This window comes from Stenotrophomonas sp. 2694 (assembly GCF_040548715.1).
In the GTDB taxonomy this organism is placed as follows: Bacteria; Pseudomonadota; Gammaproteobacteria; order Xanthomonadales; family Xanthomonadaceae; genus Stenotrophomonas; species Stenotrophomonas indicatrix.
On sequence record NZ_JBEPSG010000001.1, the window covers coordinates 447,634 to 465,394 of the forward strand.

The window sequence follows — 17,761 nt, forward strand, 5'->3', positions numbered from 1 at the left end:
TGCGCGCCGCATCGAAAGCACCGGGCACACGCTGTCCATCCGGGAGAAGCTCGGCTACAGCCTGGGCGACCTGGCCGCCAACCTGATCTTCCAGACGCTGATCACCTACCTCGCGTTCTTCTACACCGATGTGTACCGGCTGCCGCCCGCCACGGCCGCCACGATCATCTTCGTGATCGGCGTGCTCGGTGCCTTCGTGTTCACCCCGTTGATCGGCATCGCCGCCGATCGCACGGTCAGCCGCTGGGGCAAGTTCCGGCCGTGGATCCTGTGGACGGCGATTCCCTTCGGGGTGCTGTCACTGCTGGCCTTCAGCACCCCCGACCTGGCGCCGCGCGCCAAGGTCGTCTACGCCCTGGCCACGTACGGCCTGTTGATGCTCGTGTACGCGGCCAACAATCTGCCGTACTCGGCACTCAGTGGCGTGCTCACCGGCAGCATGGCCCAGCGCAACAGCCTGTCGGCCTACCGCTTCGTGGCGGTGATGATCGCGCAGTTCATCATCCAGGTCCTGCTGCTGCCGCTGGTGCTGATCCTCGGCGACGGCGACCGGGTGCTGGGCTTCGAGCGGGTCATGACGGTATTTGCGGTAGTGGGAACGGTGTTCTTCCTGATCACCTTCGCCACCACGCGCGAGCGCATCGTACCGGCGAAGGAACAGACTGCCGGGGTGCTGCAGGACCTGTCCGACCTGCTGCGCAACCGCCCGTGGAAGGTGATGCTGGCGCTGACCATCCTGGTCTTCATCAACCTGTCGCTGAAGGGCGGCACCTACGTCTACTACTTCCAGTACTACATGAGCGAGGCCGCCCTGGCGGGCTTCCTCGACAGCTCCGGCTTCAACCGCTGCATCGGCGCCATCAATGCGGCACTCAGCGGTCTGGGCCTGGCCGGCTTCGCCTGGCCGAAGGATCCGGCAACCTCGGCCTTCAGCCTGTTCAACGCCTGCGGCATCGTCTGCATGATCCTGGGCATCGGCGTATCGCGCCGCCTGGCCGACCGTTTCGGCAAGCGTGATGTCTTTGGCGGTGCCTTGCTGGTGTCCACCGTGTTCCTGCTGGCGTTCTATTTCTTCCCGCCCACGGCGGTCGCCGTGGCCTTCGTTGCCTTCATGCTGCACGGGTTCTGCTACGGCATCACCATCCCGCTGCTGTGGGCGATGATCGCCGACGTCGCCGACTACTCCGAATGGAAGAACCATCGCCGTGCCACCGCCATCGTCTTCTCGGCGATGCTGTGTGGCCTGAAGATTGGGCTCAGCATCGGTGGCGCGCTGGTCGCTGGCATCCTCGCCCATCACGGCTACCAGGCAGGCGCACCGCAACAGCCGGAAGCCGTGGTGGATGGTATCCGTCTGACGGTGAGCGTGTACTGCTCCCTGCCGTTCCTGGCTGCAGTAGCGCTGCTTTTCCTCTACGAGATCAACAAGCGCATGGAGACCCGCATCGAGCAGGACCTGCAGTCGCGGCGCCAAGGCAGCGATCTGCAGCAACTGGCAGCACACGCCATCTCCCAGCCTCTGGTAAGCCACATCTACACGGCCGACCCTTCGGCCCATGTGTTCGAGGGGAGGCTGTACATCTATCCATCGCACGACATCGACAGCGGCGCACCCTTCGACGATGAGGGCGGCCACTTCGGCATGCAGGACTACCACGTGCTGCGGATGGACACGCCGGAGGGCGAGGCGACCGACTGCGGCGTGGCGCTGCATGTGCGCGACGTGCCCTGGGCCAGCCAGCAGATGTGGGCACCGGATGCCGCCTCCCGCAATGGCCGCTATTACCTGTACTTCCCGGCCAAGGACGCCCATGGCATGTTCCGCATCGGCGTTGCGGCGGCGGATCGGCCGGAGGGCCCGTTCACTCCAGAGCCCGAACCCATCGAGGGCGCGTACTCGATCGACCCGGCCGTGTTCGAGGACGACGACGGCACGCACTACCTCTGTTTCGGTGGCATCTGGGGTGGCCAGCTGCAGAAGTACCGCGACAACCGCTACGACCCGGCGCATGAAGAACCTGCCGGCGAGGCGCCGGCACTGGGCCCGCGTATCGGGCGACTGGATGCCGGCATGACCCGGCTTGCCGAACCCACCCGGGAGATCGTCATCCTGGACGAGCACGGGCAGCCGCTGCGCGCCGACGACCATGCCCGTCGCTTCTTCGAAGGACCGTGGCTGCACAAACACCAGGGCCGGTATTACCTGTCGTACTCCACTGGTGATACGCACCTGCTGTGCTATGCCACCAGCGACAGCCCGTACGGGCCGTTCACCTATCGCGGCGTGATCCTCACCCCCGTGGTGGGCTGGACCACCCATCACTCCATCTGTGCGTTCCAGGGGCGGTGGTACTTGTTCTATCACGACGCGTTGCTGTCCGGCGGGGTCACCCACCTGCGTTCGGTCAAGTGCACACCGCTGCACATGGAAGCAGACGGCAGCATCCGGACGATCCATCCCTATGGCACCTGAGCCGACTTCGCCCACGGATGATGCGCAGGCGGCACTGCCTGCCGGCCCACTGCACTGGTTGCGCGCAGGCAGGCTGGAGGTCGCGCTTGCACCGGAAGCCGGTGGGCGCATCGCCCAACTACGCTGTGACGGTGTGGACTGGCTCGTCAGCGAACATGAAGTAGGGCAGGCGGGCATTGCGTGGGGGTGCTATCCCATGCTGCCCTGGGCCGGGCGCATCCGGCACGGACGCTTCGCCTTCGAAGGCAGGCCCTATCAGCTGCCGGTGAACTTCGGAATGCACGCCATCCATGGCGTCGGCTTCTCACGGCCCTGGCGCATCGACCGCGTTGAACCGGACGGCGCCTCGTTGTCGCTGGACCTGCCTGAGGACGCCTATTGGCCCTTCGGGGGCAGGGCATCGCAGCATCTCCTCGTGCAACCCGACCGCCTGACGCTGCGCCTCGCGGTGCAGGCCGGTGCCATGGCAATGCCAGCCGTGCTTGGCTGGCATCCCTGGTTCCGCAAGCCGGATCGACTGCTGTTCGCACCCAGCGCGATGTACCCGCGCGACGGGGAGGGCATCGCCACCTTGCCCTGCGTGCAGCCAACGCAGGGGCCGTGGGATGACTGCTTCATCAACCAGACAGAAGTGACGCTGGTTGCCGCCGGCCAGCGGCTGCGGCTGAGCGCCGACACCGATCACTGGGTGGTCTATGACGGGGCGGCGCACGCCACCTGCGTGGAGCCGCAGACCGGCCCACCCGATGGATTCACGCTGGCGCCAACCCGGTTGCAGCCGGGACAACAGCTGGAACTGAACTTCGAACTGCGTTGGGAGATCGGCAGCGATGGCGATCTGGCTGGCGTCGACGCCAGCTGATTACCTGTCCACAGCAGAAGCCAGGAACTCCCCGCGGCTGTTCCACCGCATCGAATGCCTGCCGGCCCTTCTGTTCTTCGCATCCGCCGGGCATGGCCCGGCGCAACCCATCTTCGCGTCCGGTAGTGCCGGCCGCTGGCCGGCAACACGCGATCCGGCGCGCGCTTACAGCGCGCTCTGCGGGCGCACCTTCAGCAAGGGCGCACGCCATGTCGCGTGGCATGCACCGTTGGCTTCAAGTGGCGCCAGCCCGCTGTGCCTACCCGGTCGGATCAGGATCAGGCCGCTCGTAGTCGTCGGGCGTAGCTTTGGGGTCATCACCATCATCGGGCATGTCGTGCTCCTTCCATGTCGCTTTGTCATTCCTGAGCCTGTCCGGGGTATGGCTCTTCGACGCATCGTCCGCGTCGGCGCCAGGGTTGAAAGGCAGGTCATCCCGCAGCTTCTTCTCGTTCACTGGAGTGTGCTCCTCGGGCGTGTTGACCAGCCTCTGCCAGTGAGCGTTAACGCTGCAACACAGACGGATGAAGGGCCGCCGCACGGCCCATCAACCCATGTGCGCAGCCTCGGCATGCGGCTGCGATGGCAGCACTCCCTTGCCTCATTGACCTGTCGTTGACGCACAGATGTCAGACTCGCGCACAAAGGGGTGTCCGGGTGAATTGCAGGGGAGTGATCATCAGGAGAGCTGGCAATGCCGTTCTTCACTGATTCAACGGAAGTCGCCGTCGAGGGCGTCGGTGCGGCCCGGCGCATCGGCTGGATGCGCTTCGTGGGAAACGGCTTGGGCGCGCTTCCGATTGCCTCGATCATTCTGGAGCGTCAGACGGATGCTGCCCCCTGGGTGCTGCTGTTGCTCAACGCCCTCGCATGGCCGGCGCTGGCGATGCTCCTGACACGTCGCGCCCGTGAGCCTGCAGCAGCGCAGTTCCGCTGCATGATCGTCGACTCTCTCTTTGGAGGCGCATGGATCGCCTTCATGGCCCTCAGCACGGTGCCCAGTGCGTTGTTTGCCGCGCTGCTGGTGGCCGACAAGATCGCCGCCGGCGGCATCCGCCTGGCAACGAGGGCAACCCTGGCCCTGGTGATCGGGTTCGCCGCCACCTGGCTTGCCCTGGGCCTGCCTTATCAACCCATCACCTCGCAGCGCACCGTTGTCCTCAGCCTGCCTTTCCTGTTCGTCTACGGCATCGGGTTGAGCGTGCTGAGCTGGCGGCTGGCGCGCCGGGTGAAATCACAGAATCGCCAACTGCAGCGCCTGAGCCGGATGGATCCGTTGGTGGAGCTGGCCAACCGCGGCTTCCTGATCCAGCGCGCCCAGCAGCTGCTGCAGACGGGGCAGCACCTCGGTGGCGACGCCTGCCTGCTGATGCTCGATGTTGATGATTTCAAGCGGATCAATGACTCGCATGGCCATCGTGCCGGCGATGAGGTGCTTCGCCGCATCGCGGTAGTGCTGCGTCAGCTGGCCCAGCCGGGTGACATGCCAGCGCGTCTGGGCGGTGATGAGTTCGCCGTCCTGCTGCGCCAGCGGATACCGGCAGAGGCCATGGATGTGGCCGAGCAGATAAGGCACTACCTGCAGGAGCCGGGCGCCCCTGAAACAGCCGATATCCAGTTCAGCGTCAGTATCGGCATCGCCGCAGCGGCTGGCACGGGCAGCGCAGAAGATTGGTTGGCGAAGGCGGACAAGGCGCTCTATCACGCAAAACGGCACGGCAAGAACACCGCAAGCTACGCCGAGTAATCTGCACCGGGGCGGTGTACTGACCAGGTGTCTGTGAGGTAGTTGCCGATCCTGGGCGCTGCGCTGGTCGCGATAGACGCGCCTGGCGTTCCAGCCCGCGCCTGATCAGAGCAGCAGCAGCGCCCCGATCAGCGCGGGCGGCATCACCAGCGCGCCCACACGCAGGAAGTCGAGCGCGCTGACATGCTCGCCTTCGCGGCGCAGCGCCACCAGCCACAGCATGGTGGCCAGCGAGCCGGTCACCGACAGGTTCGGGCCCAGGTCCACGCCGATCAGCAACGCCGCGCGCGTCTGCGCCGGCAGCTCGGCCATCTGGCCCAGCGAGCCCGCCGCCAGGCCCACCGGCAGATTGTTGGCCACGTTGCTGAGCAGTGCGGCAGCGCCTCCGGCCAGCCAGCCCGCCTGATGCGGCGAGGTCTGCGCCAGCGCCTGCAGGTTGCTGGCCGCTGTCTGGATGACACCGGTCTGCGAAACCGCTTCAACCAGCACGAACAGGCCGGCCACCAGCGGCAGGACGCCCCAGGAGACGTGGCGCAACAGCGGCAGAGGGCTGCGGCGCTGGCGAATCGCCACCACCGCTACGCTCAGCGCGCCCGCACAGAACGTAGTCAGGCCCAATGGGCCGTTCAGTGCGGAGGTCACCAGCAGCACGGTGCCGGTGAACAACACACCCAGCGCACTCAGGCGGCCACCCTCGGTAAGCGGGCGATGCTCGGGCGACGCTGCCAACGGCTGCGCGATCTCGCGGCGATGCACCCAGCGCAGCACCAGATACGTGGCACCGATCGCGGCCAGCGAAGGCAGCGCGAACTGCGCCAGCCACTGCAGCAGCGGCGGCATGTGGTTGCCGTACACCACCAGGTTGGCCGGGTTGGAAATAGGCAGCACGAAGCTCGCCGCATTGGCGATGAACGCGCAGACAAACAGATAGGGCAGGGGGTTGGTGCGGGCCGCCTTGCACGCGGCATAGACCGCGGGCGTCAGCACCACCGCCGTGGCATCGTTGGACAGGAACACCGTCACCACCGTGCCGACCAGGAACACCAGGTCGAACAACCGCCGCCCCGAACCGCCCGCATGCCGTACCGCATACAGCGCCAGCCAGTCGAACAGGCCCTCGCGCCGCGCCAGCTCGGCCAGCACCATCATGCCGACCAGGAACAGGTAGACATCCCGGCCTTCGGCAACCGCATGCCAGGTCGTGCCGAGCGACACCGCCCCAAGCAGCGGAAGCAGCGCGGCCGCGCCCAGCGCCCACACGTACTCCGGAATGCGGAACGGCCGGAACAGCAGGCCGACGGTGGCAACGGCCACGGCCGCCCAGATGATGAAGGGGGAACAGGAAGCGAGCATGAAGTGGGTGGGGTCTCAGCTGCACCGGCGCGAGCCAACAGTAACGCGCGCTACAGCGATGGCAAGTGCGAGAAAGTCGGCATCATACCGTGCCGGCTGCAGCGCCGGTCCCGCCAGCAAAGGGCTGTATCAAAACCCGACGTGCGCCCGATTGAAGGCGCATGCCATTGACCGTGACGCGTCACGGTAATATCGATTCCGGACATCCGCATCGCAAGGGTAGTGCCGGCCGCCGGCCGGCAAGACGCCAAGTGGCGCCGCCTCAACTACGGCTCGGTGGCCGCTACAAATGTCGGTGGGACAGGGACGCAGTGGACATGCTCCCGCATCATTCTGTGTCCATTTGATTCAGAGCAAATTCACCCGCAATGCAGCGTAATCCGGCCACCCGCCACCGCTCTTGGCCACCGTCGTATGCAGATGACTTCAGTGATTCACAGGAGATCTTCCGGTGGCTAAATACCTGTGGGCAGGAATACTCCTGACATCACTGCTCCCGGTTTCGGGCGCGGCGTTATCCTCGACTCTTCCTCGTATCGCAGTCTATCGTGGCGATGCGGGATGCGATGACTGCTCTGAGACCGTTCGACGCTCGATCGAAAAATCGGGAAAGTACCAGGTGGAATACGTCGGGTCGGATGAGCCGCTGGATGTTACATCTGAAAATCTGAAGCGCTTCGATCTCTACATTCAACCTGGTGGAGGCCAGAATATTCCAGCTGCTCTTCGTGCTCTAGGCAAGCAGCGTTCGAGCGCCATCAGGGAGTACGTCGATCAGGGCGGCCACTACCTTGGCTTATGCATGGGCGCGTATCTGGCGGACGCGAACAATCTAGCGCTGATTGACGAGGAGTTGGATAGTGCCGTCAACCGTCCTGGCTTCCCAGTGCATTCGATTGTCGACGATTCCGTTACCGTGGAGTGGCTTGGGCATCAAGATCAAATATTCTTCCAGGACGGCCCCTATTTCCCTGAATCTCCCTCTCCTGGGTTCAAGGCGCTTGGGCACTACAAGAATGGCGATATAAGCGCCGCCGCGTACCGCTATGGTTCGGGAAAAGTTGTTCTGACGGGTCCGCACCCTGAGGCCAGCCGAGCGTGGTTTGAACAAGCCGAAATTCCAGTCAACCAAATGCCAAGATCTGACGTGATGGGCAACATTCTGGCCGAGGCCCTGGCGCGATAGCGCTCATCACTCACACTCACTGCAACACGATGGACGTGCATATATATCCTGCATGCATTGGTCATATGCACTCCCGCGCTTCTTCCAGGATGGCCCGGAGGGTAGATTCCCCTGACAATCTGTCACGGAGTGACCCATGCAGACTCGCACGCGCCTTCGCACTCTGGTGCCCAGCTTCCCCTCCACACTGCTCTGGATAGCGGTTTCCCTCTGCGCCACGACCGCCATGGCCAACGAGCCACTGCAGATCGATTCGCAAGGCAGCTTCCTCGCTGGGGGCACGACCAAGAAGGAGTCTGGCACGTTCGATCCGTTGAAGCCCTCCAATCCGGATGGCCAGAGCTATCACGGCGATCACGTCTATGTCTTCAACCAGAAGCCGGTGAACGCGCGCACGTTGCCCATCGTGATGTGGCACGGTGCGGGCCAGTCTTCCAAGAGCTGGGAGACGACGGCCGATGGGCGTGAGGGCTTCCAGAACCTGTTCCTGCGTCGTCGTTTCGCTACCTACCTGATCGATCAACCACGGCGCGGCAAGGCCGGCCGAAGCATGGTCGAGGCGACGCTGAAGCCCGTGGCAGACGATCAGATGTGGTTCAACCAGTTCCGGATCGGCCTCTGGCCAAACTACTTCGCTGGCAGCCAGTTCCCGAAAGGGGAGGCCGCGCTTGACCAGTTCTTCCGTTCGGTCACGCCCAACACCGGCCCCTTCGACCTCGGTGTAGTGTCGGACGGGGTGGCCGCCGTGCTGCAGAAGACAGGGCCTGCGATCCTGTTTACCCATTCGCAGGCGGGCGGTCCTGGCTGGATGACGGCCATAAAAAGCCCCAACGTCCGCGCGATCGTCGCGTTCGAGCCTGGCAGCAGCTTCGTGTTCGCAAAGGACGATGCGCCGGCACCGATTCCCAGCGCGTTCGATACCGTCGCTCCCGCGCTGGTTTCGCCCGCGGAATTCAAGGCGCTGACCCGGATCCCGATTCTGGTGCTGTATGGCGACAACATCCCTGACAAGCCCATTGACCTGCCGGCGCAGGACAGTTGGCGGGCCCGGTTGGAAATGGCCCGCGCCTGGCGTGATGCCGTCAATCGGCAGGGCGGTGATGTCACCCTGATCCATCTGCCGGAGATGGGAATCCGTGGCAACAGCCACTTCCTGTTCTCAGACCTCAACAACGTCCAGATCGCCGATCTGGTGAGTGAGTTCCTGCAGAAGAAGCACCTGGATCGTTGATCCGGACCGTCCCGTGCATCATTCATATCATGCATGCATGAGTGATATCCGGCTGATGCTCTGTTTCCATGAGTGCACGGACGTTAGGTTTACTCCTGAACACCGCCAACGTCGGCCCGCAACACGCGCCGTCAGGGGTAACGTACAAACCCGGAGCACTTGAATGAAGCACATCGTGCACGCCACGCTGTTGGCGATGTCTCTCGGCTTGGCAGCAGGCAACGCGTCCGCTGCCGACTACACGCTCAACCCGTTCAAACTGGCCTACGAAGGTGCGATCACGCGCAATGTGCCCGGTGAGGTCAACATTCACTCGGTGTCCTATCCGCTGAATGGAATCGAGATCGCGGCAAACTTCTACACGCCCGCCAATTTTGATGCCTCGCGGAGGTACCCGACCATCGTGGTTGCGCACCCCAATGGCGGGGTCAAAGAACAGGTGGCCGGCCTGTACGCGCAACGCCTGGCCCAGCAGGGCTACATCGCCATTACCGCCGATGCGGCCTATCAGGGGGCAAGCGGTGGCCAGCCGCGCAGCGTGGACATGCCTTCCCACCGCATCGAGGACATCCACGGCATGGCGGACTTCATCAGTCGATTCCCCTGGGTCGACACCTCGCGCCTGGGCTTGCTCGGCATCTGTGGTGGCGGCGGCTACTCGCTTGCGGCCGCGCAGACCGACAAGCGCTTCAAGGCCGTCGCCACGATCAGCATGTTCAACTCTGGCCGAGTTCGCCGCAACGGTTATGCCGACTCGCAGCTGGACACCGTCCAGCAGCGCCTGCAGCAGGCTTCGCAGGCGCGCGCACAGCAGGCCGCCGGCGGCGAAGTGCTGTACTCCGGCGATGCCAACCTCAGCGACGAGCAGATCGCCAAGCTCCCCTTCGATCTGTATCGGCAGGGCTATGAGTACTACTGGAAGACGCATGCCCATCCCAATTCCACCTTCCGGTACACGACCAGCAGCCTGCTGGACCTGATGCGCTGGGACGCCACCAACCAGATCGAGCTGATCAACCAACCGCTGCTGATGATTGCCGGCAGCAAGGCGGACAGCCTTTACATGACCCAGGATGCCTTCGCCAAAGCAACCGGTACCATCGACAAGCAGCTGGTGCTGCTGGAGGGGGCCACGCACATCGAGACCTACTGGGTGCCGAAGTACGTGGATGCTGCCGTCGCCTCGCTCACCACGTTCTACACCCGGACGCTTGCACCATGACCACGCCTCGTAAATCACCCGCGCAGACGGCGCTGCTGGGCGCTGCATTGAGCGTGGCGGCACCGTTCGCCGGCGCCGGCGAAATGCCCATGCAGCAGATCACCCGGTCGGGAACACAATCGTCCGTTGCCGGTCCAGCAGAGACCTTCGTTGGCAAAGTACGCGTGGATCCGCTGTTCCCAGCGGACAAGGACGTGCAGGTCTCATCCGCATACGTCAGCTTCGAGCCGGGCGCGCGTTCGGCCTGGCACACCCATCCCGCCGGGCAGCGATTGGTGGTTACCTCCGGCGTTGGGCTGACCCAGGAATGGGGCAAGCCGGTGCAGCAGATACACGCCGGGGATGTGGTGGTGTGTCCGGCCGGGGTCAAGCATTGGCACGGCGCCGCGCCGCACAGCGCGATGACCCATCTCGCGGTAACCGGTGTGACCGATGGAAAATCGGTGGCCTGGCTGGAGCAGGTGAGTGATGACCAGTACCGCCAAGCGTCAGCAGGCATCGAGGCGCCCGTTGCCGGGCCGCTTTCGCCCAGGCAGCAGGCGATCCCGCTGATTGCGGCCGCTGCGGCCAGCAGTGACATGCCCCAGCTCAACGCCGCGTTGGTCCGGGGGCTGGACGCCGGCCTCACCGTGAGCGAGGCAAAGGAAGTGCTCGTGCAGCTGTATGCCTATGCGGGGTTCCCAAAGAGCCTCAACGCCCTGGGCGAACTGATGAACGTGGTGCGCAAACGCGAGGAGCAGGGTATCGCCACCGCACCCGGGAAGCCGCCCGCCGGGAAGGCCCCGGTAGGCGATGCACTGCGCGCCGTGGGTACCGCAAACCAGACGCGGATCTCCGGTGCCCCGGTGGCTGGCCCGGTCATGGACTTCGCGCCCATCATCAACCAGTTCCTGCAGACACATCTGTTCGGCGACATCTTCGAGCGCGACAACCTGGACTGGCAGAGCCGTGAACTTGCAACGGTTGGCGCGCTGGCGGCCATGCCTGGCGTGGAGGCGCAGTTGCGCTCGCACATGGCGGCCAGCCAGCGCGTGGGCCTCAGCCGCGCACAGTTGCAGCACCTGGCCCAGTTGCTCGCACATAGCGGATATGCGGCCGCATCTGACCGCGCAGTGCAGGCACTGGAACAGACCCCGGCACCGTCGCCATGACCGTGCCGCCGTTCAATCCCGATAGCGCAACGCATCACGCAGCACGGTGAACGCAGGCGATGACTGCCTGCGGCTGGGGTAATACAGGTGGTAGCCGGGGAAGGAGGGGCACCAGTCCTGCAGCACGTGGACCAGGGTGCCTGCCTGCACATGGGGGCGCACCAGATCCTCGGGCATGTACGCCAGCCCCAGGCCTTCCAGCGCAGCGCCCAGCCGCAGGGCGATGTTGTTGAACACCAACTGGCCTTCCACGCGTACTTTCAGCTCCTGGCCTTTCTTCTCGAACTCCCACGCGAAAATGCCACCGTGGGTCGGCAGGCGGATGGTGATGCAGTTGTGCCGAGTCAGGTCGTGCGGTGATTTCGGCTTCGGATGGCGCTGGAAATAGGCGGGCGATCCGACCACGGCCATGCGCAGGTCGGGCCCAACACGCACGGCAATCATGTCCTTGGCCACCTGCTCACCCATGCGGATACCGGCGTCGAAGCCCTCGGCCACGATGTCGGTCAGCCCGTAGTCGACAATCACCTCGATGTTCAGGTCGGGATTGGCCGGCAGCAGCTTGCCCAGTACCGGCTGCATCACGGTGAGCGCAGCGTGCTCACCTGCAGTGATGCGGAGGCGACCGGCGGGTTTGTCGCGGTACGCGTTGAGCTGGGCAAGCTCGCTATCGATCTCCTCGAAGCGCGGTGCAATCACCCGCAGCAACTGCTCTCCGGCCTCGGTCGGCGAAACGCTGCGGGTGGTCCGCGCAAGCAGGCGCACGCCCAGGCGTTCTTCCAGCTGGCGCATCGATCGGCTAAGGGCGGGTTGGGACATACCCAGCTGGGCAGCAGCCCGGGTAAAACTGCGTTCCCGCGCCACCAGCGCGAACATGGCCAGCTGATCGTAATTCTCGACGCTCATTGATGCGTACCGGATATAAGCGATATCCGATTATGCCTCTGCAAGAATGTGTTTTGGGGGCGTAGATTGGCGCCATGACGATTCCAACCCCCAGCCCTGGTCGCCGGGCAGTGGTCGCTGCCTTGGCTTCACTGCCGCTGGGATGTTCAGCCGCAGCGCCGCAGGAAGGCACGGCCGCTGGTCGATCAGGCGCACGGACAGTGGTTGCCTGCTTCTCACGTTCGGGCAACACCCGGGTGGTTGCCGGGCTCATTCATCGCAGCATGCCCAGCGACCTGTTCCAGGTAGAGCCTGCCATCGACTACCCGGCGGACTATCTTGAAACGGTAGCCAAGGCGCGACAGGAGCGCGACGACGGGGTAGAGCCTGCACTGCGCACCCGCATTGTCGACATTGATCGCTATGACACCGTGTACCTGGGCTTTCCAATCTGGGGCGAGACCGCGCCGCCGATCATTCGATCGCTGTTGTCGCAGCACGACATGAGTGGCAAGACCATCGTGCCGTTCATCACCCATGGCGGCTACGGCGTGGGCAGCAGCCTGCGCGTGCTCGCCCGCCATGCGCCCAACGCACGCATCCTGGAGGCATTCGTGATGCAGGCCGACCAGGAGCGCAAAACCATGGAGAGCGTCAACGCCTGGTTGGCCACTCCGCACACTGCCCGATGAGGATTCAACCATGAAGTTCCGTACCCTTGGACAAGGCCTTGAAGTTTCCGCCCTCGGCCTGGGCTGCATGGGCATGAGTTCGGCATATGGCCCGGCCGCCGACAAGCAGGAGATGATCGCGCTGATCCGCACGGCGGTGGAGCGCGGCATCACCCACTTCGACACGGCCGAAGCCTACGGCCCCTTTGCCAACGAAGAACTGGTGGGCGAGGCACTGGCACCCGTTCGCGACCAGGTGGTGATCGCCACGAAGTTCGGCTTCGACATCGACCCGGTCACCGGTGCCCGCGGCGCAGGCACCAACAGCCAGCCTGCACACATCCGGGCAGCTGTCGAAGCCAGCCTGAAGCGGCTGCGCACCGAGCGCATCGACCTGCTGTACCAGCACCGTGTTGACCCGGCGGTGCCCATCGAAGAGGTTGCCGATACCGTGAAGGCGCTCATTGCAGAGGGAAAGGTCGCGCATTTCGGCCTGTCCGAAGCGGGTGCGCAGACAATCCGCAGGGCGCATGCAGTGCAGCCGCTGACGGCTGTGCAGAGCGAGTACTCACTGTTCTGGCGTGAGCCCGAAGCAGAGCTGCTTCCGCTGCTTGAGGAACTGGGCATTGGCTTCGTACCCTTCAGCCCGCTGGGTGCGGGCTTCCTGACGGGAAAGATCGACGAGCACACGCAGTTCGATGCAACGGATTTCCGCAATGCGGTGCCGCGCTTCTCCGCCGAATCACGCCGGGCCAACATGGCGTTGGTGGACGTGGTGAAGGCGATGGCCGCAGGGAAGGGCGCCACGCCGGCACAGGTCGCTTTGGCTTGGCTGCTGGCGCAGCGACCGTGGATTTCGCCGATCCCGGGCACGACCAAGCGCCATCGGCTGGATGAGAATCTGGGCACAGTGGATCTGGTGCTCGATAGGGACGACCTGGCGAAAATCGATAACGAAATGGCGCAGATCAGCATCAGTGGCGCACGTCTGCCGGAGGCCGCATTGAAGATGACTGGCAAGTAGGCATTCCTGCATCGCCTTGCAGCCGCGCAGGGGGAAGGGTGCAGGCCGTATCGCTGACACCTGTCACTTGTCCGTGCAATGCGTACCGCCAATAGTGAGCGCCACCGCCGCCTGCCTGGCCGGCACTCACCGAAAGGACCTCCCGTGAACCTGCTGCAGCAACTTCTCTGGCAGACCCCCATCTGGGTCTGGGTGCTTCTCGCGTTCCTGGTCTCGCGCGGCATCGCGGCCATGCGGCCGGGGCAGACCTCGCTGCGGAAGCTGGCCATCGTGCCGGCGCTGTTCAGCGTCTGGGGCATCTGGTCGATCAGCCACCGCTATGGCGGCTCGCCGCTGGCGTGGGGCGAATGGCTGGCCGGCATCTGCGCGGGCGCAGCAGTGGGCTGGCTGCTGCTGCGCCGGGCAACCCTGACCGTGGACGCCTCCACGGGCACGCTGTGGCGCAGTGCCGACTACAGCCTGCTGCCACTGCTGCTGGTCACGTTCGTCATCAAGTACGGTTTTGAAACGGCGCTGGCCGTGGCGCCCGGCCTGAGCAGCAACGCAGGTTTCAGCGCCGCCTATCTCCTGCTGTCTGGCGGATTCACCGGCATCTTCATCGGCAAGTACTGCCGGTATCTGGCGGCGTCGCGCGGGGCAACGCCCAGCGGGATGCAGCCTGCGGGCTGAGTCCAGCCCAGGATGAGGGGGCGGTGCACGCGCTTCGGTCGTGCCCTCACCACATTCACCTCGCAGCAGCGAAAATGCAGCCTTGGGCGCGCTCCAGGGCGCACCGCTCACTGCCTGCAGGAACGCAACGATGTCCAACAACCCTTTCGGTGAATCCTCATGCGCGGCCGCAGCCAACGGTTGCGTGGAGGTGCGCGGCGCGCGCGAGCACAACCTCAAGAATGTCGATGTCTCCATTCCGCGCAATGCAGTGGTGGTGTTCTCCGGGGTGTCGGGGTCGGGCAAGTCGTCGTTGGCCTTCGGTACCGTCTTCGCCGAAGCGCAGCGGCGTTACTTCGAATCCGTAGCGCCGTACGCGCGGCGCCTGATCGACCAGGCGGGCGTGCCCGATGTGGACGCCATCGACGGGCTGCCGCCGGCGGTGGCGTTGCAGCAGCAGCGCGGCGCCAGCAATGCACGTTCCTCGGTGGGCAGCGTGACCACGCTGTCCAGCCTGGTGCGCATGATGTACTCGCGCGCAGGGGCCTACCCGGCCAACCAGCCCATGCTGTACGCCGAGGACTTCTCGCCCAATACGCCGCAGGGCGCCTGCAGCACCTGCCACGGCCTGGGGCATGTGTACGAGGTGACCGAAGCGCTGATGGTGCCGGACCCGTCGCTGAGCATCCGTGAACGCGCCATCGCCTCCTGGCCACCGGCATGGCATGGCCAGAACCTGCGCGACATCCTGGTCACGCTGGGCTACGACATCGATGTGCCGTGGAAGAAGCTGCCGAAGAAGGACCGCGACTGGATCCTGTTCACCGAGGAAACGCCAACCGTGCCGGTGTATGCCGGCTTCACGCCCGCAGAGACCCGCGCCGCGCTGAAGCGCAAGCTGGAACCCAGCTACATGGGTACCTATACCGGTGCGCGCCGCTACGTGCTGCACACCTTTGCCAACACCCAGAGCGCACTGATGCGCAAGCGCGTTTCGCGCTACATGGAAGGCAGGTTGTGCCCAGCCTGCCAGGGAAAGCGCCTGAAGCCGGAAGCGCTTTCGGTCACCTTTGCCGGTGTGGATATCGGCGAGTTCATGCGGTTGCCACTGGACCAGTTGGCGGACCTACTGGGGCCCATCGCGCAGGGCGATTTCAGAGCGCACAGCCGCGGCGCGCGTAGCAGCGGCAGCGCCACGAAACGCGATCGCACGCAGCGGGCTGCAAGCGGCCGCCCTATCCATGCTGGGGCCCCCGACGTGCGGCTGACCTCGGCCCTGTCAGAAGAGAAGCGCCTGGCCGCGCAGCGGCTGGCAGGCGGCGTCATGGCGCGCGTACACCAGCTGCGAGGCCTGGGCCTGGGATATCTCTCGCTGGATCGCGCCACGCCAACATTGTCGGCCGGCGAACTGCAGCGCCTGCGGCTGGCCACGCAGCTCAGCTCGTTGCTGTTTGGCGTGCTGTACGTGCTTGATGAACCTTCGGCCGGCCTGCACCCCGCCGACAGCCAGGCGCTGTACGACGCGCTGGACCGGTTGCGCGACGGCGGAAACTCGGTGTTCGTTGTCGAACACGACCTGGAGCTGATGCGCCGCGCGCAGTGGCTGGTGGATGTTGGCCCGGAGGCGGGTGAGCACGGCGGGCGCGTTCTCTACAGTGGCGAGCCCGACGGCCTGCGCAAGGTCCAGGAATCGCGCACCGCCCGGTATCTGTTCGACCAAGTGCCTGCGGCCGCCAGCCGGCAGCGCAGCGCCAGCAGCTGGCTGGAACTGAAGGGCATCCACCGGCACAACCTGCAGGGTGTGGATGCGCAGGTGCCACTGGGGCTGCTGACCGCAGTGACCGGCATTTCAGGGTCGGGCAAATCCAGCCTGATGGCGCAGGCACTGCCCGAGCTGGTGCTGCTGCACCTGGGGCATGAGCCCGAAGACAACAGCGCCGAGAGTGCGCCCACCGACGCGCCGATCGTGATCGAAGCGACCCGAGGCCGGCTGGCTGGCGATGTGGACGCCATCCAGCGGGTAGTGCAGGTGGACCAGAAACCCATCGGCCGCACGCCACGCTCCAACCTGGCCACCTATACCGGGCTGTTCGACCACGTGCGCAAGCTGTTCGCCGCTACGCCCGCCGCGCGCCGTCGGCGTTTCGATGCCGGCCGTTTCTCGTTCAACGTGGCCAAGGGCCGATGCGAGACCTGCGAAGGCGAAGGTTTCGTCAGCGTCGAACTGCTGTTCATGCCCAGCGTCTATGCGCCGTGCGCCACCTGCCACGGCGCGCGTTACAACGAGGCCACGCTGAAGGTGCTGTGGAATGACCGCAACATCGCCGAAGTCCTGCAGATGACGGTGGACCAGGCGCACGCGTTCTTCATCGAGGAAGAGGCCATTGCCCGTCCGCTGCAGCTGCTGCAGGAGATCGGCCTGGGCTATCTGCGGCTGGGCCAGCCGGCCACAGAGCTTTCAGGCGGCGAAGCCCAGCGCATCAAGCTGGCGACCGAGCTGCAGCGCAGCCAGCGCGGGCGCACGCTTTACGTACTGGACGAACCCACCACCGGCCTGCATGCATCGGACGCGGACAGGCTGCTGGTGCAGCTACAGCGACTGGTGGACGCGGGCAATACGGTGGTGATGATCGAGCATGACATGCGCGCGGTCGTGCAGGCGGACTGGGTGATAGACGTCGGACCTGGCGCAGGCGCTGCGGGCGGCACCATCGTGGCGAAGGGAACGCCGCAGCAGGTGGCGCGCGCCAAAGGAAGCAGGACGGCCCCCTTCCTTGCGCGCGAGCTGCGGCAGGGTGGGTAAGGCGGGGGCGTCGCCGGCGTTGCACTCCTACTTCCGCACGCCACACCGCTCATCCTCAGGCACATCGCCAGCAAGCGTCAGCAGCAGCCGATCCTGCAGCGTAGGCTCCTGCACGCCAGACAGGACCTGCTCCAGATAGGTCAACGGCACCAGTGACCACTGCAGCGTGGCCTGCAGGGGGTAGATCGCAGGCGCCCGTTGCTCGGTACCCAGCGCAACCCTGATCAGCAGAAGCGGCGGCTGCCTCTCCACGTGCAGCACCGGCACACCCTTGCACAGGATCTGGAAGGAAGCCGAAGCGGGCGTCCCCTCCACGAACTCGAAGCCCTCCCGCGCCCGCGCCTCTGCGAACCGAAGCGCGTGGCGGCGCAGCGTCCAGAATGTCTCATCGGGCACATCGCGGTACGCGAGCACCTCCGGCTCAACAGGCTCTGGCAAGTGCATCTGTACGGCAACGACCAGCGCCAGAAAGAGCGCCCACATCACCCCGTGGCGCACCTTCATT

15 protein-coding genes and 1 pseudogene are annotated in these 17,761 nt (G+C 65.0%); 12 read left to right on the top strand and 4 right to left on the bottom strand.

Going from position 1 to position 17,761, the window contains the following annotated elements; genetic code table 11:
* Nucleotides 1–10 precede the first annotated feature (10 nt).
* From ABIA73_RS02045 to ABIA73_RS02055, 3 genes and pseudogenes are all read left to right on the top strand, one after another.
* Nucleotides 11–1,492: pseudogene (locus ABIA73_RS02045) on the top strand (MFS transporter); the annotation flags it as partial.
* A gap of 15 nt (nt 1,493–1,507) precedes the next feature.
* On the top strand, nt 1,508–2,473 hold the full coding sequence (locus ABIA73_RS02050; protein WP_502960542.1) for a glycoside hydrolase family 43 protein: 966 nt from the start codon (nt 1,508–1,510) through the stop codon (nt 2,471–2,473).
* On the top strand, nt 2,463–3,335 hold the full coding sequence (locus ABIA73_RS02055) for an aldose epimerase family protein (RefSeq protein ID WP_354275360.1): 873 nt from the start codon (nt 2,463–2,465) through the stop codon (nt 3,333–3,335). The genes ABIA73_RS02050 and ABIA73_RS02055 overlap by 11 nt, the downstream gene beginning before the upstream one ends.
* A gap of 259 nt (nt 3,336–3,594) precedes the next feature.
* On the opposite strand, the gene ABIA73_RS02060 is transcribed toward ABIA73_RS02055, so the two are convergent.
* A complete protein-coding gene (locus ABIA73_RS02060) occupies nt 3,595–3,792 on the bottom strand; it encodes a hypothetical protein (RefSeq protein ID WP_394195669.1) in 198 nt (65 codons plus the stop codon).
* Nucleotides 3,793–4,029: 237 nt separating this feature from the next.
* Here ABIA73_RS02060 and ABIA73_RS02065 point away from each other — a divergent pair, with 237 nt between their 5' ends.
* Nucleotides 4,030–5,082 carry a sensor domain-containing diguanylate cyclase gene (locus tag ABIA73_RS02065; RefSeq protein ID WP_354275361.1) on the top strand — a complete coding sequence of 351 codons (1,053 nt, stop codon included), beginning with the start codon at nt 4,030–4,032 and terminating at the stop codon, nt 5,080–5,082.
* Between the two features lie 105 nt (nt 5,083–5,187).
* Here the strand turns inward: ABIA73_RS02065 and ABIA73_RS02070 are convergent, their stop codons facing one another.
* Nucleotides 5,188–6,435: an arsenic transporter gene (locus ABIA73_RS02070; RefSeq protein ID WP_059064178.1), complete on the bottom strand. Its 1,248-nt coding sequence runs from the start codon at nt 6,433–6,435 to the stop codon at nt 5,188–5,190.
* A gap of 451 nt (nt 6,436–6,886) precedes the next feature.
* Between ABIA73_RS02070 and ABIA73_RS02075 the strand changes: the two genes are divergently transcribed.
* From ABIA73_RS02075 to ABIA73_RS02090, 4 genes are all read left to right on the top strand, one after another.
* On the top strand, nt 6,887–7,621 hold the full coding sequence (locus ABIA73_RS02075; protein WP_279207333.1) for a BPL-N domain-containing protein: 735 nt from the start codon (nt 6,887–6,889) through the stop codon (nt 7,619–7,621).
* Nucleotides 7,622–7,757: 136 nt separating this feature from the next.
* Complete coding sequence (locus ABIA73_RS02080; protein ID WP_354275362.1) at nt 7,758–8,852, top strand: alpha/beta hydrolase; 1,095 nt, start codon at nt 7,758–7,760, stop codon at nt 8,850–8,852.
* 163 nt (nt 8,853–9,015) lie between these two features.
* Complete coding sequence (locus tag ABIA73_RS02085) at nt 9,016–10,074, top strand: alpha/beta hydrolase (RefSeq protein WP_354275363.1); 1,059 nt, start codon at nt 9,016–9,018, stop codon at nt 10,072–10,074.
* Entirely contained in the window at nt 10,071–11,225 is a 1,155-nt protein-coding gene (locus ABIA73_RS02090; RefSeq protein WP_051562422.1) for a (R)-mandelonitrile lyase, read from the top strand. The genes ABIA73_RS02085 and ABIA73_RS02090 overlap by 4 nt, the downstream gene beginning before the upstream one ends.
* 12 nt (nt 11,226–11,237) lie before the next feature.
* Here ABIA73_RS02090 and ABIA73_RS02095 read toward each other — a convergent pair whose 3' ends face one another.
* Nucleotides 11,238–12,131: a LysR family transcriptional regulator gene (locus ABIA73_RS02095; protein ID WP_025877180.1), complete on the bottom strand. Its 894-nt coding sequence runs from the start codon at nt 12,129–12,131 to the stop codon at nt 11,238–11,240.
* A 74-nt stretch (nt 12,132–12,205) separates the two neighbouring features.
* Between ABIA73_RS02095 and ABIA73_RS02100 the strand changes: the two genes are divergently transcribed.
* From ABIA73_RS02100 to ABIA73_RS02115, 4 genes are all read left to right on the top strand, one after another.
* Nucleotides 12,206–12,802: a flavodoxin gene (locus ABIA73_RS02100; protein WP_354275364.1), complete on the top strand. Its 597-nt coding sequence runs from the start codon at nt 12,206–12,208 to the stop codon at nt 12,800–12,802.
* Between the two features lie 10 nt (nt 12,803–12,812).
* On the top strand, nt 12,813–13,805 hold the full coding sequence (locus ABIA73_RS02105) for an aldo/keto reductase (protein ID WP_354275365.1): 993 nt from the start codon (nt 12,813–12,815) through the stop codon (nt 13,803–13,805).
* 144 nt (nt 13,806–13,949) lie between these two features.
* Nucleotides 13,950–14,474 carry a DUF6622 family protein gene (locus tag ABIA73_RS02110; RefSeq protein ID WP_354275366.1) on the top strand — a complete coding sequence of 175 codons (525 nt, stop codon included), beginning with the start codon at nt 13,950–13,952 and terminating at the stop codon, nt 14,472–14,474.
* Between the two features lie 130 nt (nt 14,475–14,604).
* Nucleotides 14,605–17,256: an excinuclease ABC subunit UvrA gene (locus ABIA73_RS02115; RefSeq protein WP_354275367.1), complete on the top strand. Its 2,652-nt coding sequence runs from the start codon at nt 14,605–14,607 to the stop codon at nt 17,254–17,256.
* A 27-nt stretch (nt 17,257–17,283) separates the two neighbouring features.
* Here the strand turns inward: ABIA73_RS02115 and ABIA73_RS02120 are convergent, their stop codons facing one another.
* Entirely contained in the window at nt 17,284–17,760 is a 477-nt protein-coding gene (locus tag ABIA73_RS02120) for a hypothetical protein (protein ID WP_354275368.1), read from the bottom strand.
* Nucleotide 17,761: the final 1 nt, after the last annotated feature.

Excerpts from the sequence above, each read along its gene's own strand:
- ABIA73_RS02080 (WP_354275362.1), top strand. The coding sequence starts at position 7,758 with ATGCAGACTCGCACGCGCCTTCGCACTCTGGTGCCCAGCTTCCCCTCC.
- ABIA73_RS02095 (WP_025877180.1), bottom strand. The coding sequence starts at position 12,131 with ATGAGCGTCGAGAATTACGATCAGCTGGCCATGTTCGCGCTGGTGGCG.
- ABIA73_RS02055 (WP_354275360.1), top strand. The coding sequence starts at position 2,463 with ATGGCACCTGAGCCGACTTCGCCCACGGATGATGCGCAGGCGGCACTG.
- ABIA73_RS02100 (WP_354275364.1), top strand. The coding sequence starts at position 12,206 with ATGACGATTCCAACCCCCAGCCCTGGTCGCCGGGCAGTGGTCGCTGCC.
- ABIA73_RS02120 (WP_354275368.1), bottom strand. The coding sequence starts at position 17,760 with ATGAAGGTGCGCCACGGGGTGATGTGGGCGCTCTTTCTGGCGCTGGTC.
- ABIA73_RS02065 (WP_354275361.1), top strand. The coding sequence starts at position 4,030 with ATGCCGTTCTTCACTGATTCAACGGAAGTCGCCGTCGAGGGCGTCGGT.
- ABIA73_RS02090 (WP_051562422.1), top strand. The coding sequence starts at position 10,071 with ATGACCACGCCTCGTAAATCACCCGCGCAGACGGCGCTGCTGGGCGCT.
- ABIA73_RS02085 (WP_354275363.1), top strand. The coding sequence starts at position 9,016 with ATGAAGCACATCGTGCACGCCACGCTGTTGGCGATGTCTCTCGGCTTG.
- ABIA73_RS02115 (WP_354275367.1), top strand. The coding sequence starts at position 14,605 with ATGTCCAACAACCCTTTCGGTGAATCCTCATGCGCGGCCGCAGCCAAC.
- ABIA73_RS02070 (WP_059064178.1), bottom strand. The coding sequence starts at position 6,435 with ATGCTCGCTTCCTGTTCCCCCTTCATCATCTGGGCGGCCGTGGCCGTT.
- ABIA73_RS02105 (WP_354275365.1), top strand. The coding sequence starts at position 12,813 with ATGAAGTTCCGTACCCTTGGACAAGGCCTTGAAGTTTCCGCCCTCGGC.